24 protein-coding genes are annotated in these 22,738 nt (G+C 70.7%); 9 read left to right on the forward strand and 15 right to left on the reverse strand.

The annotated features are described in order from the left end of the window. Nucleotides 1-102: 102 nt before the first annotated feature. Nucleotides 103-735, forward strand: coding sequence for a DUF2278 family protein (locus JKJ07_RS33955; RefSeq protein ID WP_202996043.1), 633 nt, complete (start codon nucleotides 103-105; stop codon nucleotides 733-735). A gap of 112 nt (nucleotides 736-847) precedes the next feature. Then, nucleotides 848-1,699: an NAD(P)H-binding protein gene (locus tag JKJ07_RS33960; RefSeq protein ID WP_202996044.1), complete on the forward strand. Its 852-nt coding sequence runs from the start codon at nucleotides 848-850 to the stop codon at nucleotides 1,697-1,699. A 339-nt stretch (nucleotides 1,700-2,038) separates the two neighbouring features. Here the strand turns inward: JKJ07_RS33960 and JKJ07_RS33965 are convergent, their stop codons facing one another. From JKJ07_RS33965 to JKJ07_RS33975, 4 genes are all read right to left on the reverse strand, one after another. Next, complete coding sequence (locus tag JKJ07_RS33965; protein ID WP_202996045.1) at nucleotides 2,039-2,656, reverse strand: hypothetical protein; 618 nt, start codon at nucleotides 2,654-2,656, stop codon at nucleotides 2,039-2,041. Between the two features lie 118 nt (nucleotides 2,657-2,774). Then, nucleotides 2,775-3,302, reverse strand: coding sequence for an alpha/beta hydrolase (locus tag JKJ07_RS33970; protein WP_202996046.1), 528 nt, complete (start codon nucleotides 3,300-3,302; stop codon nucleotides 2,775-2,777). A 100-nt stretch (nucleotides 3,303-3,402) separates the two neighbouring features. Beyond that, nucleotides 3,403-3,567 carry a DUF7662 domain-containing protein gene (locus JKJ07_RS52465; RefSeq protein WP_438871459.1) on the reverse strand — a complete coding sequence of 55 codons (165 nt, stop codon included), beginning with the start codon at nucleotides 3,565-3,567 and terminating at the stop codon, nucleotides 3,403-3,405. A 77-nt stretch (nucleotides 3,568-3,644) separates the two neighbouring features. Continuing rightward, entirely contained in the window at nucleotides 3,645-4,073 is a 429-nt protein-coding gene (locus JKJ07_RS33975) for a hypothetical protein (protein WP_202996047.1), read from the reverse strand. Nucleotides 4,074-4,653: 580 nt separating this feature from the next. Between JKJ07_RS33975 and JKJ07_RS33980 the strand changes: the two genes are divergently transcribed. After that, nucleotides 4,654-6,387, forward strand: coding sequence for a phosphatidylglycerol lysyltransferase domain-containing protein (locus JKJ07_RS33980; RefSeq protein WP_202996048.1), 1,734 nt, complete (start codon nucleotides 4,654-4,656; stop codon nucleotides 6,385-6,387). Then, nucleotides 6,384-7,640: an alpha/beta hydrolase gene (locus tag JKJ07_RS33985; protein WP_307834546.1), complete on the forward strand. Its 1,257-nt coding sequence runs from the start codon at nucleotides 6,384-6,386 to the stop codon at nucleotides 7,638-7,640. Before JKJ07_RS33980 ends, JKJ07_RS33985 begins: the two co-directional genes overlap by 4 nt. A 111-nt stretch (nucleotides 7,641-7,751) precedes the next feature. Here JKJ07_RS33985 and JKJ07_RS33990 read toward each other — a convergent pair whose 3' ends face one another. From JKJ07_RS33990 to JKJ07_RS34035, 9 genes are all read right to left on the reverse strand, one after another. Then, complete coding sequence (locus JKJ07_RS33990) at nucleotides 7,752-7,967, reverse strand: hypothetical protein (RefSeq protein WP_202996049.1); 216 nt, start codon at nucleotides 7,965-7,967, stop codon at nucleotides 7,752-7,754. Nucleotides 7,968-8,141: 174 nt separating this feature from the next. After that, on the reverse strand, nucleotides 8,142-9,443 hold the full coding sequence (locus tag JKJ07_RS33995) for a nitrate/nitrite transporter (RefSeq protein ID WP_202996050.1): 1,302 nt from the start codon (nucleotides 9,441-9,443) through the stop codon (nucleotides 8,142-8,144). Beyond that, nucleotides 9,440-9,739 (reverse strand): Rieske (2Fe-2S) protein, encoded by a 300-nt coding sequence (locus JKJ07_RS34000; RefSeq protein ID WP_202996051.1) that lies wholly within the window; start codon nucleotides 9,737-9,739, stop codon nucleotides 9,440-9,442. The genes JKJ07_RS33995 and JKJ07_RS34000 overlap by 4 nt, the downstream gene beginning before the upstream one ends. After that, nucleotides 9,736-12,174, reverse strand: a complete 2,439-nt coding sequence (gene nirB, locus JKJ07_RS34005; RefSeq protein WP_202996052.1) for a nitrite reductase large subunit NirB — start codon at nucleotides 12,172-12,174, stop codon at nucleotides 9,736-9,738. Before nirB ends, JKJ07_RS34000 begins: the two co-directional genes overlap by 4 nt. Then, complete coding sequence (locus tag JKJ07_RS34010; protein ID WP_202996053.1) at nucleotides 12,174-14,207, reverse strand: molybdopterin oxidoreductase family protein; 2,034 nt, start codon at nucleotides 14,205-14,207, stop codon at nucleotides 12,174-12,176. The genes nirB and JKJ07_RS34010 overlap by 1 nt, the downstream gene beginning before the upstream one ends. A 68-nt stretch (nucleotides 14,208-14,275) precedes the next feature. Then, a complete protein-coding gene (locus JKJ07_RS50400) occupies nucleotides 14,276-15,061 on the reverse strand; it encodes a sirohydrochlorin chelatase (protein WP_307834547.1) in 786 nt (261 codons plus the stop codon). Continuing rightward, nucleotides 15,058-16,164 (reverse strand): uroporphyrinogen-III synthase, encoded by a 1,107-nt coding sequence (locus tag JKJ07_RS34025; protein WP_202996054.1) that lies wholly within the window; start codon nucleotides 16,162-16,164, stop codon nucleotides 15,058-15,060. Before JKJ07_RS34025 ends, JKJ07_RS50400 begins: the two co-directional genes overlap by 4 nt. Nucleotides 16,165-16,261: 97 nt before the next feature. Beyond that, nucleotides 16,262-16,444 (reverse strand): hypothetical protein, encoded by a 183-nt coding sequence (locus JKJ07_RS34030; protein WP_202996055.1) that lies wholly within the window; start codon nucleotides 16,442-16,444, stop codon nucleotides 16,262-16,264. Between the two features lie 2 nt (nucleotides 16,445-16,446). Beyond that, complete coding sequence (locus tag JKJ07_RS34035) at nucleotides 16,447-16,677, reverse strand: hypothetical protein (protein ID WP_236030388.1); 231 nt, start codon at nucleotides 16,675-16,677, stop codon at nucleotides 16,447-16,449. Nucleotides 16,678-16,828: 151 nt separating this feature from the next. Here JKJ07_RS34035 and JKJ07_RS34040 point away from each other — a divergent pair, with 151 nt between their 5' ends. The 5 genes from JKJ07_RS34040 (at nucleotide 16,829) to JKJ07_RS34060 (ending at nucleotide 21,651) form a co-directional block, all read left to right on the forward strand. Further along, nucleotides 16,829-17,332, forward strand: coding sequence for a GyrI-like domain-containing protein (locus JKJ07_RS34040; RefSeq protein WP_202996056.1), 504 nt, complete (start codon nucleotides 16,829-16,831; stop codon nucleotides 17,330-17,332). A gap of 63 nt (nucleotides 17,333-17,395) precedes the next feature. Then, on the forward strand, nucleotides 17,396-18,547 hold the full coding sequence (locus tag JKJ07_RS34045) for an alpha/beta hydrolase-fold protein (protein ID WP_202996057.1): 1,152 nt from the start codon (nucleotides 17,396-17,398) through the stop codon (nucleotides 18,545-18,547). A gap of 53 nt (nucleotides 18,548-18,600) precedes the next feature. Next, complete coding sequence (locus JKJ07_RS34050; RefSeq protein WP_202996058.1) at nucleotides 18,601-19,278, forward strand: TetR/AcrR family transcriptional regulator; 678 nt, start codon at nucleotides 18,601-18,603, stop codon at nucleotides 19,276-19,278. Further along, nucleotides 19,275-20,708, forward strand: coding sequence for a flavin-containing monooxygenase (locus JKJ07_RS34055; protein WP_202996059.1), 1,434 nt, complete (start codon nucleotides 19,275-19,277; stop codon nucleotides 20,706-20,708). The genes JKJ07_RS34050 and JKJ07_RS34055 overlap by 4 nt, the downstream gene beginning before the upstream one ends. A gap of 64 nt (nucleotides 20,709-20,772) precedes the next feature. After that, complete coding sequence (locus JKJ07_RS34060; protein ID WP_202996060.1) at nucleotides 20,773-21,651, forward strand: SDR family NAD(P)-dependent oxidoreductase; 879 nt, start codon at nucleotides 20,773-20,775, stop codon at nucleotides 21,649-21,651. A 76-nt stretch (nucleotides 21,652-21,727) separates the two neighbouring features. Here the strand turns inward: JKJ07_RS34060 and JKJ07_RS50405 are convergent, their stop codons facing one another. Together JKJ07_RS50405 and JKJ07_RS34070 are read right to left on the reverse strand one after the other, a co-directional pair. Then, on the reverse strand, nucleotides 21,728-22,066 hold the full coding sequence (locus JKJ07_RS50405; RefSeq protein WP_202996061.1) for a cupin domain-containing protein: 339 nt from the start codon (nucleotides 22,064-22,066) through the stop codon (nucleotides 21,728-21,730). Between the two features lie 20 nt (nucleotides 22,067-22,086). After that, nucleotides 22,087-22,674: a hypothetical protein gene (locus JKJ07_RS34070; protein ID WP_202996062.1), complete on the reverse strand. Its 588-nt coding sequence runs from the start codon at nucleotides 22,672-22,674 to the stop codon at nucleotides 22,087-22,089. Nucleotides 22,675-22,738: the final 64 nt, after the last annotated feature.

Consider the following 22,738-nt stretch of genomic DNA (forward strand, 5'->3'; position numbering starts at 1 on the left):
TCGGAACGCTATCGACGGGGTCGAGTCATAGTCCACGGCCGGACGCCAAGACAACCCGAAAGAGGCTGTCGGCGCCGTGGCCCGCCCTGGTTGACTGCGAGCATGCCTTTCGGTCGCTACGGCGTGCTGGCCGGCACGCTGCACCGCCACTTCCGCGACCGCCCCGACGACCAGGGCCGCTGGTTCCACGTCAACCTCGAGGTGGACGCCCCCGACGGCCGCTACCGCTGCGCGGTCGACGTGGACAGCAAGAACACCACCACCGGCGTGCAGTGGAAGACCTACACCGTCGCGCCTTCCGCGCTGGGCCCGGTCACCGCCCTGCCGCCCGGCTATCACGAGCTGGCCCGGGTCAACGGCTCGGGCGCCCTCGACTACCAACGGCACCCGGTGCTGGCCGACCTGCCCGGCTGCCTCTCCTTCCTGCGGCGGCTGCTGCCCCCACCCCGCCGCTGGACGACCGGCTCCAACCTCGACGCCGCGGCCGCCCTCGAACCGATCCTGGAACCCGGCCGCCGCATCCTGGTCTTCGGCGAGCCCTTCGACCACGGCCTGGGGGTCCACAACGTCCACCAAAACCAAGGCGACCCGTACGGCTCCCAGTGGTGGGACGAGAACGGCATCTGGCAGGACGGGGGAACGGCCACTTTCCGCCCCGACGGCCGCCTCGACATCTTCATCTCGAAGTTCTCCACCCAATCCGACCACACCGACAACGACGGCCACCCCGGGTGATCTTCGGCGGCGGCCGCCGTGGATTGCGGCCGTGAGCTGACCTGATTGATCCGTAGCGTCGCCTCCGAGCCGGGAAATCCGCCCGGCGCATGCGGAGAGATGCGGATCGCTGATGACGATTTTGGTAACGGGCGCCACCGGAGCGGTCGGGCGCACCCTGATCAGTGCCTTGGTGAGCGCCGGCGCGCAGGTACGTGCGGTGAGTCGCAAACCGCGGGAGGCCGAGCTGCCGGACGGCGTCGAGGTGGTCGGAGCTGATCTCACCGTGCCGTCGACGTTGACCGCGGACTTGTTCGACGGGGTGGACCGGATGTTCGTGTTCCCGGTCGACCGCGGAGTCGCCGAGGTTGTCGCCGCCGCGACGGCTGCCGGGGTACACAGATTCGTCGTGATGTCCTCGCTTGCCGCGGCGGGCGAGTTCCCTCGTGACATCGGGTCGGCCAGCCACACCCATCATCTGGCGGTGGAACAGGCAGTGACAGCTCGCACCGACGACTGGACCATCCTGCGGCCGGGCACGTTCGCCACCAACCTGCTCTCGTGGGCCTGGCCCATCAAAGCCGGAATGCCGGTCCGAGTGCCGTACCCGCACTCCGCTCAGGCGCCGATTCATGAGGCGGACATCGCCGATGCCGCCGCCGTCGCCCTGTTGCGTGACGGCCACGAAGGCCAGATCTATCCGCTGACCGGCCCGCAGTCGCTCACCCGGATCGACCAGGTCGCCGCGATCGGGGCCGCCATCGGCCGCGACATCCCACTCGAAGAGATCACCCCGGCCGAGTTCCGCGCGGACGTGGCCCGGTTCATTCCCGAGGACATCATCGCCATGCTGCTCCACTACTGGTCAGACACGGTCACCGAACCCGACCTCGTCCGGCCCGGCGTGCGCGACCTCACCGGCCGGCCGGGCCGCACCCTCGAACAATGGGCTCGCGACCACCGCGCCGACTTCACCGCCACCTGACCGAGACACCGGGCGTGATCGCCAGCCATCGGACTCCACCGTACGGTGGGTCAGTCGGCTGGCGGCCGCCGCACTCATCGGGGCCCTCATGAGAGTCACCGCTTGGGTTTTGCGCGGTTGACAGCCCGCTCCCACTCCCCGATGAGGGTGTCCGCGATCCCGGAATCCGTCCGGCCGGACTCGACCATGCCAATGTATTCACCGGCGTACTCCACCTGGAAAGACGCGCCGTACTCATCCGAGAGCCGACAGATCTCGCCGGTGGATCCGCGGTGATGCCGACCAGCGACCGGGGTCGAACGGCAGGCTGAGCCGTGATCCGTTGGACGTGGGCCGTGGTCATGGACTCTCGGCGAGGCGGGTCAGGGACGTTCGAGTGCTTTCGATCAGGGCGTTGCCGAGCGCGTCCACGTCGTCGCAGGGGCGCGACGGTATGCCGGCGTCGGTGCCGAGGCTGATGGTGAGCCTGAGGTTCGAGTCGAGCACGTCCAGGCTTACGAAGCAGAACGCCTTGCCGTCGACATTCCTTGCCTGCGAGACGAGGTGCGCAGCTCGGCCGAGGTTCGGGACGTCGCGTGGATTTCCCTCAGTCTTGTTGTATCGCCACTCGATCCACGCGACGGCCGCGTTCGCGCCGTACGCGAGTTTCACTGTGCCGTAGCTTGCCCAGAGGCCGTCCTCGTTTTCGACGACGTAGGAGCAGGCGCCGGCTTTCGCCGACGGTTGCGGTCGCAGCGGGGGGTGGTCGAGGCGAGTGGCGACGGCCGAGAGGTCGAGACGGGAGCAGACGTCGCTGGTCTCGCGGTAGCGTTCGTCGTTCGATGCGTGGGCGACCACGCCGCCCGTGCCGACGAGCGCAACGATCACCACCGATGAGAGGAACGCGCCGATCCAGGCGGGTACGAGGCTGGGCCGGGACGGCGGCGGGTCCCAAAGCTCAGTCGAGGTATCGATCACCGCGAAACGGTATGCCATCAGGCGGCGGCGTGTGGACCGGTCTCAACTTCAGGTTGCCTGGCGAACAAGACCACTTTGCCAAATCCGAACAGCGCGCCGCCCCTTCCGCCGGTGGGCGTTAGTCGAATTGGCGGAGAAACCCTTCCATTGCTGTTCCGACGTCGCCGAGGGCGTCGGTGTATGCGCGTAGCGGTCCCGGTGGGCGCAAGCCGTGATCCCCGTCGGGGATGGTGATGACGGTCTTCTTCGTCGCGACGGCGACGTCGGGAAGCCAACTGCGATCGCGGGTGCCTCCGACGAGAAGTGCGGGCGCCGGGTTTCGGGTGATCGCCTCGGCGATGGCCTCGACGTGGAGAAGCGGCGTGAGCCAGATCGCGGGAAGTTCCTGTTCGGCTGCGAGTACGGCGGCGTACGTGCCGAGTGACTTGGCGATGATCACAGGTTGCGCGGCATTCAATCTGTGCAGGGCGGCCAGGACATGTGCCCTGACGAATGGTTCCGGTCCGACATCCAGAAGGCCGTCGGGAACGGTCCAATGTATTGTCTCCGTGGGTATTTCGCGATCGCGGAGCGCCTCATCGGCGAGGTCGAGCAAAGGGGCCTGCGGGCCGTAACCACGCCCCGGGACGATGATGCCGCCGATCATTCGACGACCTTAACAGCCGCCGAAGCATCTCATTGTCCGCCGCTGTCCGGGCCTGCACGGGGGCAATCATGGCTGACCTCGGGCAAACGGAGGGCGCCGCTCAAATGACGATGCGCGTGAAAACAACCTGGTGAGTGGCCCGTTCAGCAGCCGCCGTGTAGCCGGCGGCCATCCAGCCGAGGCGGCTCTGAGTGTGCGTGTTTTGTGGCGCGTCCTCGTTGCTCCACCAGGCGTCGTGCCGGTAGGCGCTCGGTGGTAACCCCAACGCGCCAGGACACAGGCCTGCGGGGCTGGCCCGTAGCGTCGCGACTTGTTACCCGCGGCTCGACACCGGTACATGAGTTACAGGTGGCTGAGGACCACCACGCGCACCGAGTAAGAGGGGTTGTCAGCTGGCTCGACGTCGTACCTCACCCGGACGATCTGCCGATCGTCGAGGTAGAGCGCTACCTGCTGAAGCGACCCGAGGTGGGAGAGATCGAGGTTGATCGGGCTGCTCTTGTCCTGCAGGACGTCGCCGATGCCGCCGAGATAGTTGGTCGCGTCGCCGGCGGGGCGCCCGCGCGGCGCTCGCAAGGTCACGTCGAGGCCCACGAGGCGGTCGGTTACGTTCCAGCCGACCGACCGCGAGGCAACTGCAGTCGCCTCGAGCAGCTCCCGAACTCGCTCATGCTGTCTGTTGTTGGCCGAGAACAACGACAATGCCTCGTTCTTGATCGGCGGCCATCCCGGCACTTCGAACGCGATCTCTACCGCGTCACTCGAGCTCATTTGTTCAGTCTCGATTAAAGGGTGGCTGTGTGGAAGGCCGACCGGTCTTCCGCGAGTCACCTGCAGGGCGGTCCAACGATGCCTTTCCAGCCTTCTTGGGTCCGTATCGCCTTCTACGTCGGTGGCGAGGCGGAATGCGAGAGGGCTGCTTACGCGAGCAGGTGCCAGATGCGTAGGTGATTCGAGCGGATGTGGGCCTGTGGCTACGGTTACCGTCGGCGCTGCGGCGCGAGCGACTGAGCGGCCGGCAGCCATCGAGGGGCCTGACACCGGACTCGTACTTGAGCAACTACGACGACGCATGAGGGCGTGGGAGAAGGCTGCCGGCGCGGCCGACGATGAAGGTGCGCTTGATATCAGCGTCTCCTGCGTCGGCGGCGGGCAGCTGGCTGTCACGTATGGAAGCAAGCCGCCTCGGTCTGTGGTTCGTCGAGGGCTGGCCGCGTTTCTCGTAGTGCGACGGGGAACTAGCCGAAAGTCGTAGGGGTCTTGTTCATCATCTCTACCCTTGGCCGACGCGGCGGCGGGGCGGGGCGGGGGACGATGGCCCGGCTTCGGACGGGTGAGGGTGGCGGGGGTTATGGCTGACAGCGCGGTGACGGTGGACAAGCGGGAGCAGCAGCAGGCCCCGCGGAGGCCTGCCTGGCGGCCGCCGCCGTCGCGGGTCGGGGTGGCGCGCGCCGTGCAGGTGGTGGGGGCGTTCGACGCGGTGTTCGCGGTCGTGCCGGGCTGGCATCATCGGATGGTGACGCTGGCGCATCTCATGCCGACCACCGGCATGCTGACCGCGCGGGCCGCGACCGGTGTCGTCGGGTTGCTTCTGGTCTATCTCGGCGCGGGGTTGCGGCGGGGCAAGCGGCGGGCGTGGCAGCTGACCACGGTGCTGTGTGCGCTCAGCGTGGTGTTGCACCTGGCCAAGGCCACGGTGGCGCCGGCCATCGTGGCGGCGGGTGTGCTGGGGGTGCTGCTGATCGAGCGGGACCGTTTCCACGCCCGGGGGGATGCGCGTAACCGGTTGCGGGCGCTGTGGGTCTGCGCCGGGTTCCTGGCCGCGGGGTTCGTGCTCGGGTTCCTTGAGGTGGCGTTGCGCGCCGGGCAGCTCGCCGGGCAAGCCGGGCCGGGGCTGTGGGCGCAGCATGTCGTGCTCGGCATGGTCGGGGTGACCGGTCCGTTGCACTTCCAGCACGCGATCACCGGTACGGCGGTGGCCGTCACCACCGGTACGTTCGGGTTGCTGGGGTTTGCCGCGGGCGCCGTGGTGCTGTTGCGGCCCGGCACGCGGCGGGCCGGGTGGGCGGCCGGCGACGAAGCCGAGGTGCGGGAGCTGCTGGGGCGGCGGGGTGACGGGGATTCGCTGGGCTACTTCGCGCTGCGGTCCGACAAGCTGATCATTTGGGCGCCGTCGTGCAAGGCGGCCGTCGCCTACCGCGTGATCAACGGGGTGAGTCTGGCCTCGGGCAATCCGCTGGGCCTCCCGTCGGCCTGGCCGGACGCGATCGCCGCGTGGCTGGCCGACTGCGCCGAGCACGGCTGGACCCCGGCCGTCCTGGCCTGCGACACGGCCGGCGGCACGGCGTACCGGCGCTTCGGTCTGGACGCCATCGAGCTGGGCGACGAGGCGATCATCGACGTGGCCGGGTTCTCGCTGGACGGCCGTCCGATGCGGAACGTGCGTCAGGCCGTCGGCCGGGCCCGCCGGGCCGGATACACCTGCGAGGTGGTGCGGCAGCGGGATCTCGACGACGTCTCTCTCGAGCAGGCGCGGCACTGCGCGGTGGCGTTCCGGCAGGGTGGGGTCGAACGGGGCTTCTCGATGGCGTTGTCGCGCTTCGGCGATCCGGCCGACGGCGACTGCCTGCTGGTGCTGTGCCGCGACGGGGAGGGCCGGCTGCGCGGGCTGCTCCAGTTCGTGCCGTGGGGTGGGGCCGGCCTGTCGCTCGACCTGATGCGGGCCGACCGCGCCGCCGACAACGGGCTGATGGAGCTCATGATCGTGAGTGCGGTCGAGGCGGCCCCGGCGTACGGGGTCCGGCGGGTCTCGCTGAACTTCGCGGTGCTGCGGTCGGTGTTCGCCCGGGCCGAGCAGCTCGGGGCCGGCCCGGTCACCCGCATGGGGGCGCGGGCGCTGCGGGCGGGCTCCCGGTTGTGGCAGATCGAGTCGCTCTACCGGGCCAACGCCAAGTATCAGCCGAGCTGGCAGCCGCGTTTCCTGTGCTTCCCGTCCGCGCGTGACCTGTCGCGGATCGCCGTGGCCGCGCTCAGCGCCGAGGCGTTCCTGCCGGCCGGTCGCGGCGCCCGGAAGCCGGGTCCGTGAGCCTGATCGGCCTTCCGCTGATCATCGTGGTCGGTGCGGCCGCCGTCACGGTGTCGGCGGTGACCGTCCGATTGTGGTCACGCGGCGGCCGCCGTCGCCGGTTGGTTTCCCGTACGGTCGGCGTGCTGCTGGCCGACGTGCTCATCGTCGTCACGGTCGCGCTCATCGACAACCGGGTGCAGACGTTCTATCCGTCGTGGGCCGATCTGGCAGCCGACGCGGGACGCGCCACCGGGCACGCGCTGAGCATCGACTCCACCACCACTGTCGCGTTGGGGGTCGCGGCGGTGCTGCTTACGACGTACGGGCTGGCGCGCTTCTGGGACGGACGGCGGTGGCTCGGCCGTACGGGGCTGGTCGTGCTCGTCGTCGTGTCGTCGGTGACTGTGAGCGCCCTGCAGGCCAACCGGCTGACCACCACGTACGAGTCGTGGTCGGCGCTGGCCGGCCGCTCCGTCCCGCTGTCCGCCGGGCCGCCGTCGCCTGGTGGCGGCCGCCTGCTCACGGTAGTCGTGCCCGGGCACGCCAGCGGTCTGAACCTCACCATGGGCGTCTACCTGCCCGCCGCCTACGACCTGCCCGGCGGTGCGGACCGGCGGTTCCCGGTGATCGAGGCGTTCCACGGCTATCCCGGGTCGCCGAACGTGTGGATCCGGCGGCTCGACGCGGTGCCCACGCTGGACCGGGAGATCGCCGCGGGCCGGATGCCCCCGGCCGTCGTGCTCTTTCCGTACCAGACACCGCGCCGCCTGCTCGACACCGAGTGCACCGAGCTGGTCGGCGGCCCGCGCACCGAGACTTTCCTGACCGCCGACGTCGCCGCCTGGGCCACCGCGAACCTGCGTGTCCGCACCGACCGCGCGGGGTGGGGCCTGATCGGCTACTCGGCCGGCGGTTTCTGCGCGATGAACCTCGCCCTGCGCCACCCCGGCCGGTACGCCGCGGCCGCCTCGCTGTCGGGCGACGCCGGCCCCGGCATCACCGTCGGCGACGGCAGCGAGAAGACGACCAACAACGTCGCCTGGCGGCTCGCCCACCTGCCGCAGCCGCGCATCTCGCTGTACGTCACGTGGGCCGCCGACGACGCCCAGTCCCGCGACGGCTCGCGCGCGGTCGTGCGGGCGGCCCGGCCACCGATCGCGCTCACCGCCGTCGAACTGCCGCGCGGCGGCCACAGCATGGCCCTGTGGCGGCGTATGGAGGGGCCGGCCTTCGACTGGCTCGCCGACCGGCTGACCGCCGGCGGGCGGTGACGCCGACGGCGCTGTTGCTCCAAAAAGGACCTGCCTGTCGTGCCCGATGGCACGGACATCAGAGCGTCGAGATGGATGCGCCCCAGGGATCGGAGAGCGGCAGGCGGACGATCAGTCGCCGCTGCTGGAGCTGTCGCTGGACGAGCTGTCGTCGCTCGACGAGTGGGAGTGCCCGCCGCCGACGTCGAACGTCGGTTCTGCGCCGGGGGTCTGGCCGTGGCCGGTTGTGCCGAATGCTCGGTGGCCTGAGGCGCGGCGTGCCCTGGTCGCCTTGATCACGCCGAAGGCAGCGAAGCCGACGAGGATGATCAGCAACAAGAATTCCATGCCCGGCAGTGTTGTCCACCTCAGCAAGTCGGAGCAACAGGGCGCGTCGTGCCCGGCCATCGGGGACATCCCGGTCGCGCGCTACGGCCTGGCCGATTTCGCAGGTCGCGAGGAGCGCCCGGTTCGGACCCCTTGCGTTTGTGGACGGGCACGACTCGTACGGGAAAAGGTTTTTCAGACTCGCTGGTGGGCCGGGCGCAAATAGACCGCCCACGTGACCAGGACGCAGACGGCGTAGAAGGCGATGAATGCAACGTATGCGGCGTCGGCCTCCTTGGTGGTCAGGAAGGATTGGCGGAAGGCCAGGTTGACCAGCACGCCGCCGAAAGCACCGATGGCGCCCGCGATGCCGATTACTGCGCCGGAGAGGCGGCGGGCCTCGTGGTCGTCGTGGGGGTGCTTGCGCTTGAAGATGGCGGGGATCATTTTGTACGTCGAGCCGTTGCCGATGCCGCTGAAGATGAACAGGGCGATGAAGCCGACGATGTAGAGCGGCAGCGAGCGCAACTGGGCCGCGATCAGGACCGTGGTGGCGCCGAGGGCCATGGCGATGAAGTTGACGAAAGTGACGCGGGCGCCGCCGAGTCTGTCGGCCAGGGCGCCGCCGACGGGGCGGATCAAAGAGCCCAGCAGCGGGCCGAGAAAGGTGAGATAGGCGGCCTTGACGGGGGTGCTGAAGACATCGGCGAATTGCACCTGCAAGACCTGACCGAAGGCGAAACCGAAGCCGATGAAAGAGCCGAACGTGCCGATGTAGAGCAGCGACATCACCCAGGTGTGGGGTTCGCGGACGGCGTCGCGCATGCCGCGTTTCTCGGAGCGGGCCTGGGTCAGGTTGTCCATGTAGAGGGCCGAACCCAGCGCGGCCAACACGATCAGCGGGATGTAGAAGCCGGCGACCAGGCCGGGGTGGCCGGCGCCGAAGACGGCCAGCACGACGAGGCCGACCAGTTGCACGGCGGCCACGCCGAGGTTGCCGCCGCCGGCGTTGATGCCGAGGGCCCAGCCCTTGAGGCGGTCCGGGTAGTAGGCGTTGATGTTGGTCATCGAGGACGCGAAGTTGCCGCCGCCGACGCCGGCCACGGCCGCGATGAGGAGCAGGGTCGAGAAGTCGACGCCGGGGCGGATCAGGAACGCGGCCAGCAGCGACGGGACCAGCAGCAGGGTGGCGCTGAAGACGGTCCAGTTGCGGCCGCCGAAACGGGCCACGGCGAAGCTGTACGGGATGCGCAGGGCGGCCCCGACCAGCGTGGGCACGGCGGTGAGGAGGAACTTGCCGGCCGGGTCGATGCCGTATTCGGGGCCGAGGAACAGCACCAGCACCGACCACAGCGACCACACCGAGAAGCCGATGTGCTCCGAGGTGATCGAGAAGATGAGGTTGCGGCGGGCGATCGGCGCGCCGATCCTGTCCCAGAAGTCGCGGTCCTCCGGGCGCCAGTCGTCGATCCAGGAGCCGGGCAGGGTGGCGGTCATGCGTCCCCCAAAAGGATTTTGTCGTCGTCGATCAGGACGTCGTAGACGGTCAGGTCGGGCTGGCCGCTGAGCGAGCAGCCGGTGGTCAAATCCCAGGCGTTGAGGTGCAGCGGGCACAGCACCTGCTTGAGGTCGATCTGGCCGTCGGCGAGGGGGCCGCCCTTGTGCGGGCAGACCGCCTGGGTCGCGCGCAGCGAGCCGTCGCGCAGCCGGAAGACCGCGATCATCTGCCCGTCGACGGCGAACGCGCGTCCCTCGCCGGGCGGGATCTCGTCGACGCGGCCGATGACCCTCACGTCAGCACCGTCAGCGGCAACGACGTACGGAACTGGCCCGGGGTCGCCGGTTGGTCGCGGTCCTTCCACGGGTCGCGATACGCCGCCACCGAGGCGTCCATGGCCGCGTCGAGGCCGGCCGCGATGCCGTCCTTGTCGTCGACCACGATTTCCCGTACGCGGTCGATCCCGACCCGCGGCACGAAGGCGTAGGTGCGCTCGAGCCAGTTCGCGTTCTCCCGGTAGTACTGCAGGAACCGGCCGGTCAGCACCATCACTTCGGCGGCGCTGCCCACGGTCGTCAGCAGGTCGCCCTTGCGGATGTGGGCCCCGGCCGCGCCGCCGACGTAGATCTCCCACTTACCGCCGTCGATGGCGACCACACCGAGGTCTTTCACGTACGCCTCGGCGCAGTTGCGCGGGCAGCCGGTGACCGCGAGCTTCATCTTCCCCGGCCCCTCGATGCCCTGATAGCGCTCCTCGAGCGCGATGCCCAGGGCCGTCGAGTCCCCCACCCCGAACCGGCAGAAGTCCGAGCCGACGCAGGTCTTGACCGTGCGGAAGCTCTTCCCGTACGCCCAGCCCGACGGCATGTCGAGGTCGGCCCACACCTCGGGCAGCTTCTCCTTGGGGATGCCCAGCAGGTCGATGCGCTGGCCGCCGGTCAGCTTGACCATGGGCACGTCGTGCTTCTCGGCCACCTCGGCGATCCGGCGCAGCTGGGCCGGGGTGGTGACGCCGCCCTTCATCTGCGGCACGACCGAGAAGGTGCCGTCGCGCTGGATGTTGGCGTGCACGCGGTCGTTGATGAACCGGGCGTCGCGCTCGTCGACGTAGTCGCCGCCCCACATCATCTTGAGCAGCGAGGCCAGGCCCATCTTGCTCTTGGCATCCTCCTCCCCGCCCAGTTTGGCGAAGACCGATGACACCGATCTCAAGTCGTGCACGCGGATCGCGTTCATCAGCTCGGGCTTGGGCATCGGGATGCCGGGCACGTAGTAGCTCGCGGCCGGGTCCTCCTCGACCTCGCCCCCGGCGGCCCATTCGACGATCCGCTGCACGATCGGCTTGCACGTGCCGCAGCCCTTGCCGGCACGGGTCTTGTCCATCACCCCGCTGACCGTCTTGCAGCCCTGCTGGACGGTCGCGCAGATCGCGCCCTTGCTGACGCCGTTGCAGTTGCAGACCTGCTCGTCGTCGGCCATGTCCTCGACCTTGACCTCGCCCGCCGGGCCGCCCAGGTCGAACATCAGCTCGGCCCGTTCCTCGGGCAGCGCGAGCCCGCGGTCGAAGGCCTGCATGAGGAACGCGACCTTCTTGACGTCGCCGACCATGGTGGCCCCGACGAGCCGGCCGTCGCGGATGATGACGTTCTTGTAGATGCCCTTCGCGGGCTCGGTGAACGTCAGCGACTCGTCGTCGTCGCGCTCCGGTTCCTTGAGCCCCATCGAGGCCACGTCGACCCCGGCCACCTTGAGCTTCGTGGCCACCTGGGAGCCGTGATACTCGGCCAGCGGGTTCGTCCCGGTCAGGTGATCGGCGAGCACCTTGGCCTGATCCCAGAGCGGAGCGACCAGCCCGTACGTCTCCCCGCGGTGCTGGGCGCACTCCCCCACCGCGTAGACGTCGTCCTCGTCGCGTACCCGCATCCGGTCGTCGACCACGATTCCCCGTTCGACGGCGAACCCGCTGGCCGCGGCCATCTCGGCGTTGGCCCGGATCCCGGCCGCCACCACGACCACGTCGCACTCGATGACCCGGCCGTCGTCGAGCTTGACCCCGGTCACCGCGTGCTTGCCGAGGATCTCGGTCGTGCGGCCGTTGACCACCACCTCGATGCCGAGCCTGGCCTCGACGCTCTGCTTGAGCATGCCCCCGGCCACCTCGTTGAGCTGGGCGTTCATCAGGTGGCCGGCGGCGTGGATCAGGGTCACGTGCGGGAGGTGGCTCTGCAGGCCGCGGGCCGCTTCGAGACCGAGCAGGCCGCCGCCGATGACGACGGCGCGCTGGTGCTCCTTGGCGTACCGGATCATCGCCCGGGTGTCGTCGAGCGTGCGGAACGCGAACACGCCCTGGTGGTAGCCGCGGCCGGGCCGGTGGAGGCCCGGGATCGGGGGCACGAAGGCGCGGCTGCCGGTGGCGATGATCAGCTTGTCGTACGGGGTGGCCGTGCCGTCGGCCGCGTGGACCGTTCGCGCGAGCCGGTCGATGCGCTCGATCCGGGTGCCGGTGTGCAGCGTGATGCCGTGGCCAACGTACCAGGAGAGGTCGTTGAGGAAGATCCCGGACTCGTCCTCCACGCCCGCGAGGACGTTGGAGAGCATGATCCGGTTGTAGTTCCCGTACGGCTCGTCGCCGAACATGGTGATGTCGAAGTCGCCGCCGCGGGCGAGGATCTCCTCGACCGTACGGGCGCCGGCCATGCCGTTGCCGATGACCACCAGGCGTTGGCGCATCAGTCGGTTCCTTCCTTGTGCAAGGTGATCGTCACCGCGCAGGCCTTGAAGGCGGGCATGCGCGAGTGCGGGTCGAGGGCGGGGTTGGTCAGCGCGTTGGCGCCGGGCCAGTGGAAGGGGGCGAAGACGGTGTCCGGGCGGATGCCGTCGGTGAGCCGGGCCCGCAGCACCGCGGCGCCGCGGCGGCTGCGCAGCTCGACCAGGTCGCCGTCGGCGATGCCGTGCCGTCGGGCCAGGTCGGGGTGGATCTCGGCGCGGGGCTCGGGCAGCGCCACGGTGAGCGCCTTGACCCGCCGGGTCTGGTTGCCGCTCTGGTAGTGCTGCATGTTGCGCCCGGTCGTCAGGACGTACGGGAAGGCTTTGTCGGGCATTTCCGCGGGGTCCTGGTGGACGACGGGGAGGAGCCGCGCTTTCCCGGTCGGCGTCGGGAAGCTGTCCGCAAAAAGGCGAGGCGTGCCCGGATGGTCCTCGGCGGGGCAGGGCCAGAAGATGCCGTCCTCCCGCTCGATCCGCTCGTACGTGATTCCGGCGTAGTCGGCGATCCCCCCGGCGCTGGCCCGGCGCAGCTCCTCGAAGACCGTGCGCGGGTCGCTGGACTCCTCGCGGCCGAGCCGCCGGGACAGCTCGGCCAGCACCTCGAGGTCGGTCCTCACGTCCGGGGGCGGCGGCAACGCGCGCTTGCGGCGGAGCACGCGACCCTCGAGGTTGGTCATCGTGCCCTCCTCCTCGGCCCACTGGGCGGCCGGCAGGACGACGTCGGCCAGTTCGGCGGTCTCGGAGAGGAAGATGTCGGAGACGACGAGGAAGTCGAGCTTCTCGAGCTGCCGCCGGATCCGGTTGCTGTTCGGGGCGCTGACCGCGATGTTGCTCGCCAGCACCAGCAGGACCTTGAGGCGGTCGTCGGTGAGCATCTCGTACGCGCTCCGGCCGGGCCCCGGCAGCTCGTCCGGGTCGATGCCCCACACCTTCGCGACGTGCTCTCGTGCCGCGGGATCGTCGAGCTTGCGATAGCCGGGGAGCTGGTCGGCCTTCTGCCCGTGCTCGCGGCCGCCCTGCCCGTTGCCCTGGCCGGTGATCGTCCCGTACCCGGAGAAGGGTTTGCCGACCAGCCCGAGGGCCAGCGCCAGATTGAGATACGCCTGGGCCGTGTCGGTGCCGTTGCTGTGCTGCTCGGCGCCGCGCGCGGTCAGGATCATCGCCGGCCCCTCGGTGGCCAGCATTCTCGCGACGTGTCTCAGCCGGCCCTCGGGTACGCCGGTCATCCGCTCGACCCGGCCGGGCCAGTACGCGGTGACGGCCTGCGCCACCGCCTCGAACCCGGTCGTGCGCCGTTCGATGTAGTCCGCGTCGACATAGCCCTCGCGGATCGCGATGTGCAGCAAACCGTTGGCCAGGGCCAGATCCGTGCCCGGCAGCGGCTGCAGATGCAGGTGGGCGCCGGCCGCCGTCTTGGTCCGCCGCGGGTCGACGACGATGAAGCGGGTGCCCTCCAGGTATTGCATGCTGGGCGGCATCGCCTCGGCCGGGTTCGCGCCCACGATCAGCACCGTGTTCGCGCCCGCCACGTCCTCGAGCGGGAACGGCAGGCCGCGGTCGATCCCCAGCGAGCGGTTGGCCGCCGTGGCCGCGCTCGACATGCAGAACCGGCCGTTGTAGTCGATCGACGAGCTCCTGAGCGACACCCGGACGAACTTCCCGAGCGCGTACGCCTTCTCGTTGGTCAGCCCGCCACCGCCGAACGCGCCCACGCTGTCCCGGCCGTACGTGGTCTGGGCCTGGTGAATCGCCTCGACGATCCGGTCGAAGGCCTCGTCCCAGGACGCCTCGCGCAGGCCGTGGCCCTTGCGGACGAGCGGGGTGAGCAGCCTGTCCCGGTGGTCGAGCAGGTCGGCGGCCGAGAAGCCCTTGGCGCACAGGCCCCCCTTGTTGACCGGGAAGTCGCGCGGTTCCAGCCTGACCCGCGGGATCTCGGGGGTCAGCGTCATGCCGCACTGCAGGGCGCAGTAGGGGCAATGCGTATCGGTCGCCGTCACACCCCGAATACTCGGGACCGTTTGTTTACCGGCGGGACCGGTGCCGTTGCGCCGACGTACGGAAATCCCTACAAGCGGGCGGCGGCCGTTGTGAGAACCGAGTCGTAGCGTCGCAGGACAAGATCGGTTACGGCGGGGTCCTCGCAGAGCGGCGGGGTCACGTGGTCGGCGCCGGACTTGTGGAGGGTGCGGTAGAAGAGGCCGTCGGCCAGGAGGTAGGCGGCTATCGCGATGCGGCGTGCTCCGCGGGCGCGGAGGGCGGCTACTACGTCGGGGACGCGGGGGCCGGGGCCGGAGACGTAGCCGACGTGTGCGTTGTCCACATAGACGGTGTCTACGGCTGGGCCTGTGGATGACTCCGGTTCGTGCGGCCGGAATCGGGTAGCGTCCGCGCCGAGTTCTCTGCCCTTGGGTGGGCGGGGGAGGTGGTGGCACCCCGGCGATCTTGAAGTGAGGTCGGCGGCGAGCATCTCGACGTCGGCCCGCCAGGCGGGGTCCGAGGAACCGGCGGCGGCCAGCACCACGGCGTCGGCGGGTGGCAGGTGGCGCAGCAGGCTGTCGCGCAGCACGTCGTCGGGGCCGAGCGGGCGGCTCACGCGCGACGGAAGGCCGGCCACGGCATCGGCGATGTCCACCCGTACGTGATATCCGGCCGACAGCAGCAGCGGGACCACGACGGCGTCCGGGATGAGCGGGGCCACCTCGGCGATGCGGGGCTCCTGCACGTCGGCGTAGCAGAGGCGCACGTCCAGGCCGGGCCGGCGGGCGGCCACCCGGGCGACCAGGTCGCGGATCTGGGCCTGACCGGCGGGGCTGCGGGTGCCGTGGGCGACGGCGATCAGGGTGGGTGTCACGCGGCCGGCTCGTCCAGGCGCAGGCGGTAACCGCGTTTGATCACGGTTTCGATGTGGCGGCCGGAGCCCAGGGCCGTCCGCAGGCGGGCCACGGCCACGTCGACCGCGTGCCCGTCGTTGCCCCGGGGCAGCGCCGCGATCAGCTGGTCCTTCGAGACGACCACGCCGGGCCGGGCCGCCAGCGACGTCAGGATCGCCATCGCGGCCGGGGCCAGGGTGTGCGCCGCGCCGTCGATCAGGACGGCGTGACCGCGCATCTCCAGGGTGGAACCGGCCACCCGCAGCTTGACCGAGCGGCGCGGCAGCTCGTCGGTGACGGTCTTGATCAGCGCGCCGAGCCGGTAGCGGGCGGGCATCACCACGGGGATGCCGCGCTCGGCGAGCGGGCCGGCGGTCACGGGCCCGACACAGGCGGCCAGGGTCGCGCCCGAGCCGAGCCGGTCGAGCGCGGCCGGGGCCGACTCCCCCGCCACGCGCAGGAACGCCTTGGCCGCGGGCGCGCTGGTGAACGTCACGGCGTCGATCTGGCCGGCCACGATCTGCTCGGCCAGGCGGCGGACGGGGGAAAGGTCCGGCGGCAGCACCCAGCGATAGACGGGCACCTCGACCACGGCCGCGCCGGCCCCGCGCAGGGCGGCCACGAAAGCCGTCTGCGGCTCGCCGTGTTCCTGCACCACGATGCGCAGCCCGGCCACGCCCGCGGCGAGCAGCCGCTCGAGGATCTCGTCGGTCGACTCGGTCTGCGCCGCCCACTCCTCGCTGAGGCCGGCGGCCCGGATGGCGCCGCACGGCTTGGGGCCGCGGGCCACGATGCGGGCCCGGCCCAGCACCTCGCGCAGCTGGTCGCCCAGCCCCCAGCCCTCGGCGGCCTCCAGCCAGCCGCGGAAGCCGAAGCCCGTGGTCGCCACGACCAGGTCGGGGGCGAGCCCGATGCAGGCGGCGGTGGCGGCGTGCAGGGCGTCGTCGTCGGCCAGCGGGACGATCGAGATCGCGGACGCCGTGACGACCCGGGCGCCGCGCCGGGTGAGCAGCGCGGCCATCTCGTCGCGCCGCCGCTCGGCGGTCACGGCGACAGTGAAGCCGGTCAGCACACCCTCAGTCATCGACACGATGCCAGCGTCACCAGGGCCGGTTTCGGTCGCGTCGTCGCCGTGTTTCGCCTCCGATAAGCGAGTGTCACAAATCGAGCCGGCGCCGTTGTTAGGCGCTCTCGTCCTGGATCCGGCGCACGGCCGCCAATAGGTGGAACACCTCGATCCGGCCGTCCAGGAAGCCCATCCGATAGTCGGCGCCGGTGACGGGGTCGTGCGCCCGTACGGGGTCGCGCCGGCCCGCGATGCCGTCCTTGCGCCCGGTGTCGTACGCGAGAAAGAGGTCGTCCATCGTCAGTTCTTGCCGTCCATGGCCTTGCGGATCGCGGCGATCAGCTCGGCCTCGAACACGGCGAGCTGCCCGTCGGCCAGACCGACCCGGTAGTCGGGGTCGTCGCCGCGCCCGTGGTCCTTGCGACCGGCGACGCCGTCGGCCCGGCCCTCGTCGTACGCCTGCAGGGCGAAATCCGCGCTGTCCATCCCGTCCTCCTCGAACGCTCCTGTCGCGCGTTCGAGCGCAGACACCGCGAATCAATCTCACACGCGCGGCCCCGGAATCCCACCGGTCGATTCGCCCGGCCCGAAACACTAAAGTTCCCGGTCAAGAGCGCGTTCGGCCAAAAAATCATTCACAGCGACACGTACGGTTGTCGCCCGCAGACGGAGAGTGAGAAGCGTGGAGATTCTCGACGGGCCGGTGGTCGAGACGGCACCCGAGCGCCACACGGCCGGCATCCGGATCGTCACCCCGTTCCGCGGCATGTTCGCGGTCCGCGACAAGCTGATGACCGAGCTGTACGGCTGGCTCGACGAGCGCGGCGCCGACTACGGGCGCACGTTCCTGCGCTTGCAGGTGGTGGCGATGGAGAGCGACATGGAGCTCGAGGTCGGCGTGCTGACCGACAAGCCGATCGACGGCGACGGCCGGATCGAGCCGGGCACGCTGCCCGCCGGCGACTACGCGATCCTGCGCTTCGTCGGTCACGGCCGCCGGGCCAACAGCACCCTGATCAACTGGATCCGCGCCGAGGGGCTACCGATGGACGTCGACGAGAACCCGGCGGGTGACCGGTTCGGCGGCCGCTACGAGATGTACCTGACGGATCCGCGATCCGAACGCATGAAGACGAAATGGCAGATCGAGCTGGGCATTCATCTGGATCTCTTGACAGCCCGGTGAGCGGCTGAAACCCTGCGTGTCGGGGTGATGACGCGACGTGCTGAAGGGGTGGTCAGGATCGACATGCGGAGCCCCCGGCTCACCGGCCTGCTGGAAGCCACCACGTCCAAGGACCGCCTGTGGGCCGAGCTCACCGCCGCCGGCACCCCGCTGATCGAACCCTGGGACGACGGCCACTCGCTGGTCACGTTCCTGTGGCGGGGCGAGGCCGAGCGCGTCCGTGCCTGGTGGAGCATCGACGTCCCGCTCACCCGCATCCCCGGCACCGACATCTGGCACGGCTCCGAGGTGTTCCCGGCCACCCTGCGCACGATCTACAGCCTCGTGCAGGGCGACACCAAGGATCTGCCGCGCTCCCCCGACGACACCGGCCCGGCCCAGCTCGACCGGGACAATCCGCTCACTGTCCACTTCGAGGCCGACCCGGCCGACCCGAGCGACTACGGCTGCTGGGCCTCCGAGCTGCGCCTGCCGGCCGCCCCGCGATCACCGTGGACCAAGCCGCGCCCCGAGGTGCCCGACGGCCGCTTGACCAGCGCTCAGCTGCGCCCCGACGTGCCCGTGACAACCTATTTCCCGTACGGGGTGGAGCCCGACGGCCTGCCGGTGCTCGTGATGTTCGACGGTTACAACGCCCAGACCCTGCTGCGCGTCCCGACGATCCTCGACAACCTGATCGCCGAGGGCCGCCTGCAGCCGATGGCCGCGCTGTTCGTCAGGGGCCGCGACGAGAACCGCCTGCGCGATCTCACCCCCGGCCCGGCCGTCGACGACCTGATCGACGAGCTGATGCCGTGGGCCGAGTCCACGTTCGGCCTCGGTTCCCCGTACGGCGAGAACCTGGTCGCCGGCCAGTCCCGCGGCGGCCTGGTCGCCACCCACCTCGGCCTGCGCCGCCCCGACCTGTTCCGCGCCGTGATCGCCCAGTCGGCCAGCTTCTGGTGGCCCGCCCCGGCCGAGGGCGAGCCGGGCAAGCTGATCCGCGACGCCGAGCGCCTGGCCCACCCCGACGTCCGCTACTACCTCGACGTCGGCCGGATGGAGTCGGCGCCCGGCCCCAGCCAGGCCCCGTCCCAGCTCGACACGGTCCGCCGCATGCGCGACACCCTGCGCGAACGCCACTGCCAGGTCACGTACGCCGAATACGACGGCGGCCACGACTACGTGAACTGGCGGTATCTCCTGCCCGAGGCCCTGATCGCCCTCAGCGAATAGCCAGCAGTCCCTCGCCCTTGACGTTACCGGCAGTAACAGTTACTTCTGGTACGGTGAAGTCGGAGAAAACGCCAGTCGATACCGATGCCCGCCGCGACCGCTGGGCCGGGCATCGGGAGCAGCGGCGATCTGAGCTCACGGACGCCGCGATCGATGCCATCCGGCGGCACGGGCCCGAGGTCGGCATGGAGGCGATCGCCGCCCACGCGGGGGTCAGCAAGCCCGTGCTCTACCGCTACTTCGCCGACAAGTCGGAGCTGTGGCTCGCGGTCGGGCAGCGCTCCGGGGCCCTGGTGCTCGACGCGATCGTCCCGGCCGTGGCCGCCGTACGGGAGGAACGGGCCGCGATCGGGGCGGCCGTCGACGCGTACCTGACGCACATCGCCGCCGACACGAACCTCTACCAGTTCGTCGTGCACCAGCCCGACATCGCCCGGCACCGCGACGTGGTCGCCGACGTCGTCGACACGGTGGCCAGCGGGCTCGCGCGCATCTTCGGCGACCGGCTGCGCGCGCGGGGACTCGACTCGGGGGCCGCGTTGCCCTGGGCGTACGGGGTAGTGGGTTACGTGCAGGCGGTGGGCGACTGGTGGTTGCGGCAGCAGCAGCCGATCAGCCGGGAGGCGCTCGGCGACTACCTGACGACCTTCCTGTGGGGCGGGGTGGCGGGCATCCAGCACGCGGCCGACGTCCCGGGCGGGCTGGCGGCTTTCAGACGGGAGACCATGTGAGCGGGCCGAGGCACTACGACGTTCTGATCATCGGGGCCGGGCTCAGCGGCATCGGCGCGGCGTGGCGGCTGCAGGAGGCGTTCCCGGCCAAGACGTACGCCGTCCTGGAGGCGCGGGACGCGATCGGCGGCACCTGGGACCTGTTCCGCTATCCGGGCGTGCGCTCGGACTCCGACATGTTCACCCTCAGCTACCCGTTCCGGCCGTGGACCGACACGCAATCCCTGGCCTCGGGCGACAAGATCCGTCAGTACATCCAGGACACCGCGGACGAGGGCGGCATCACCGCGCACATCCGCTTCGGTTCCCGGGTCGTCGCGGCCGACTGGGCCTCCGGCCGGTGGACCGTGCGGCTGGCCGACGGCACAACCCTGACCTGCGATTTCCTGTACGCCTGTGCGGGCTATTACTCGTACGAGGGTGGCTACCAGCCCAGCTTCCCGGGGGTCGCGGAGTTCGCCGGACGCCTCGTCCACCCGCAGTCGTGGCCGGCCGACCTCTCGTACGAGGGCAAGCGGGTCGTCGTCATCGGCAGCGGGGCGACCGCGGTGACGCTGGTGCCGGCCATGGCCCCCGACGCCGCGCACGTGACCATGCTGCAGCGCTCCCCCAGCTATCTGACCTCGCTGCCCCCGCGCGACGTCGTGGCCGCCGCGCTGCGCCGCACCCTGCCGCCGAGGGCCGCGAGCGCCGCCGCGCGGGCCAAGAACGTGCTGCTCACCCAGGGTTTCTACCAGCTCGCCCGGCGCCGGCCCGACCGCGTACGGAAGATGCTGCGGACGATGGCGGTGCGCGGCCTGGGCGACGCGGACTACGTCGACGAGCACTTCAAGCCCGCGTACGACCCGTGGGACCAGCGCCTGTGCGTGATCCCCGGCGGCGACTTGTGGGCCGCGATCCGTTCCGGGCGGGCCTCCGTGGTGACCGACCACATCTCGCGATTCGTCCCCTCCGGTGTGCTTCTGCGCTCGGGTCGTCTTCTCGAAGCGGACGTCGTGGTCTCGGCGACCGGGCTCTCGCTGGTGCCCATCGGCGGCGTCCAGGTGTCGATCGACGGCGAACCCGTGTCCATCGGCGAGCGGGCGGCCTACCGCGGGATCATGCTCAGCGGCGTGCCGAACCTCGCCTACTGCATCGGCTACGTCAACGCGTCGTGGACGTTGCGCGCCGACCTTTCCCACCGGTACGTGATGCGCCTGCTGCGGCACATGGACCGGCACCACCTCGCCGTCGCCACGCCCACCAGCCCCGACGGCACCGGCCGGCCCCTGCTCGACCTGTCCTCCGGCTACGTGCAACGGGCGCTCCACCTGTTCCCGCGGCAGGGCGACAAGGCCCCGTGGATCGTCCGCCAGAACTACCTGCGCGACGTGATCACCACGCCCCGGGCCGACGTCACCCGCGACATGACCTTCGAGGAGACCCGATGATCCCGCCCCACCGCTCCGCTGGCCACCGCATGCTCCCGCCCGATCGCTTCGCCGGGCGCACCGCATGATCCCGCCCTACCGTTTCGCCGGTCGCACCGCCGTCCTGACCGGCGCCGCCAGCGGCATCGGCGAACAGCTCGCGTACGGCCTGGCCGCGCGCGGCAGCCACCTGGTGCTGATCGACGTCGACGCCGCCCGCCTGGACCCTGTCGTCGCCCGCATCCGCGCCGCCCACCCGGCCCTCACCGTGACGTCGCTGGTAGCCGACCTCGCCGACCGCGCGCAGGTGCTCTCGGTGGCGACCCAGGTGCTCGACGCCCACCCCACGATCGGCCTGCTGATCAACAACGCCGGCATCGCCCTGGGCGGCCGCTTCGACCAGGTCACGACGGACGAGTTCGAGACCGTCATGAACGTCAACTTCCGCGCCCCCATGCTGCTGACCCACGCCCTGCTCCCCGCCCTGGCCCCCGGCGCCCACCTCGTCAACGTGTCCAGCCTGTTCGGCCTCATCGCCCCGTACGGCCAAAGCGCCTACGCGGCCTCGAAGTTCGCCCTGCGCGGCCTGAGCCAGGTGCTGCACGCCGAACTGGCCGACAACGGCGTGGGCGTCACCACCGTCCACCCCGGCGGCATCCGCACCCGGATCGCCTCCAGCGCCCACATCGGCAGCGGCGTGCCCCCGTCCGAGGTGGAACCCCACCAGCGCGCCTTCGCGGCCCTGCTCACCTACCCGCCCGAGAAGGCCGCCACCCAGATCCTCGACGCCGTGACCCGCCGCAAGGCCCGCCTGCTGATCGCCGCCAGCGCCAAACTCCCCGACCTGCTGGCCCGCCTGGCCCCGGTCGCCCACACCGGAATCCTGCGCGCCCTCACCAACGCCGCCACCCGCTCCCGCCCCACGAGACGCCCACCGGCAACCCACAACACCGCACGCGACTGACAAGCCGCCGCCCGACGCGCCGCTGTCACCCGGCGACACCGCGCCGCCCACGCCCCCGACGAACTCGCCGCCCGGGTCAAGCCGGTGCTCGAAGCCCCGGCCGCTCCAGCACCACAAGAGTCAGGTCCTCAACGGCCCGCGTAGTGTGTTCCTCTCCTGCGGCCCACCATACGGCTTGCCCGGTGACAACCCGGTGCCAAGAGCCGTCACCGCCGCACACTTCTCCGCTGCCCGCCGTGACCAGCATCACCTGCTCGACCGGGGCCGGATGACGCCCGATCTCGCCGCCCGCCGCCACCCGCAGCACCGTGACCGCCAGCTCATCGGCCCGCACCACGGCCTTGGCCGTCAGACCCCGGCTCCCGTACGCCTCGATGCCCCGGCTCGTCTCCGGCCCGAAGCCGACAATCTCCACCGCGCCCACCCTCCCCGTTCTCAGCCCGGGCGACGCTCGCCGCCCGCCTCGGTCAGGCCGTCGACGAGCAGCTCCGCCTCGTCCGCCGAGATGGTCATCGTGGTGCTGAGCAGCTCGACCGCCTGCTCGCGCTGCCCGGCTTCCACGAGGGCCGCGATCCGGAGCCAGGCGTACGCATCGGCCATCGCGTCATGACCGAGGGAGAGGCCGTCCGGCGGCTCAGTCGCGTCCCCAGTCGACCCGTCCCCCGCCACGGCATCCGGGAACCCCGCGGCGAGCGGCGTACCAGGAGCATCGGAGCGCAGCGCGTCGGAAGCGGCGGACGCCCGGGAGGCGGCTTCGGGCGGGCTGGTGTCGGCGATCTGAGTGGCCGTTTCGCGCAGGCGGGCGTCGGCGATCTGAGTGGCCGCGTCCCGCAGGCGGGTGTCCGCGCTCGGCGACGCCGCGGCGGCGGCCCGCGCCTCCATCTCCCGCATCTGGGTTCCCAGCAGGTCCTGCCGGCCGCCCCGGCGGCGCAGAACCATCGTGATCACCGCGATGAGCAGGACCGCGACGACAAACCCCACCACCAGTTCCAGCAGGCTCGCGTCGGTGCCACCCGGGCTCATGCGACCACGGCCGGCGGTTCCCACCACATGCGGGCAATCCTAGTTCTGAGCACCCCGCTGAGGG

The organism is Paractinoplanes lichenicola (assembly GCF_016785085.1).
Classification (GTDB): Bacteria; Actinomycetota; Actinomycetes; order Mycobacteriales; family Micromonosporaceae; genus Actinoplanes; species Actinoplanes lichenicola.

Bases quoted from the DNA above. Each gene is read 5' to 3' on its own strand.
- JKJ07_RS33955 (WP_202996043.1), top strand. From the start codon at position 103: ATGCCTTTCGGTCGCTACGGCGTGCTGGCCGGCACGCTGCACCGCCAC.
- JKJ07_RS33960 (WP_202996044.1), top strand. From the start codon at position 848: ATGACGATTTTGGTAACGGGCGCCACCGGAGCGGTCGGGCGCACCCTG.
- JKJ07_RS33970 (WP_202996046.1), bottom strand. From the start codon at position 3,302: ATGATCGGCGGCATCATCGTCCCGGGGCGTGGTTACGGCCCGCAGGCC.
- JKJ07_RS33975 (WP_202996047.1), bottom strand. From the start codon at position 4,073: ATGAGCTCGAGTGACGCGGTAGAGATCGCGTTCGAAGTGCCGGGATGG.
- JKJ07_RS33980 (WP_202996048.1), top strand. From the start codon at position 4,654: ATGGCTGACAGCGCGGTGACGGTGGACAAGCGGGAGCAGCAGCAGGCC.
- JKJ07_RS33990 (WP_202996049.1), bottom strand. From the start codon at position 7,967: ATGGAATTCTTGTTGCTGATCATCCTCGTCGGCTTCGCTGCCTTCGGC.
- JKJ07_RS33995 (WP_202996050.1), bottom strand. From the start codon at position 9,443: ATGACCGCCACCCTGCCCGGCTCCTGGATCGACGACTGGCGCCCGGAG.
- nirB (WP_202996052.1), bottom strand. From the start codon at position 12,174: ATGCGCCAACGCCTGGTGGTCATCGGCAACGGCATGGCCGGCGCCCGT.
- JKJ07_RS34025 (WP_202996054.1), bottom strand. From the start codon at position 16,164: ATGACTGAGGGTGTGCTGACCGGCTTCACTGTCGCCGTGACCGCCGAG.
- JKJ07_RS34030 (WP_202996055.1), bottom strand. From the start codon at position 16,444: ATGGACGACCTCTTTCTCGCGTACGACACCGGGCGCAAGGACGGCATC.
- JKJ07_RS34045 (WP_202996057.1), top strand. From the start codon at position 17,396: ATGCGGAGCCCCCGGCTCACCGGCCTGCTGGAAGCCACCACGTCCAAG.
- JKJ07_RS34060 (WP_202996060.1), top strand. From the start codon at position 20,773: ATGATCCCGCCCTACCGTTTCGCCGGTCGCACCGCCGTCCTGACCGGC.
- JKJ07_RS34070 (WP_202996062.1), bottom strand. From the start codon at position 22,674: ATGAGCCCGGGTGGCACCGACGCGAGCCTGCTGGAACTGGTGGTGGGG.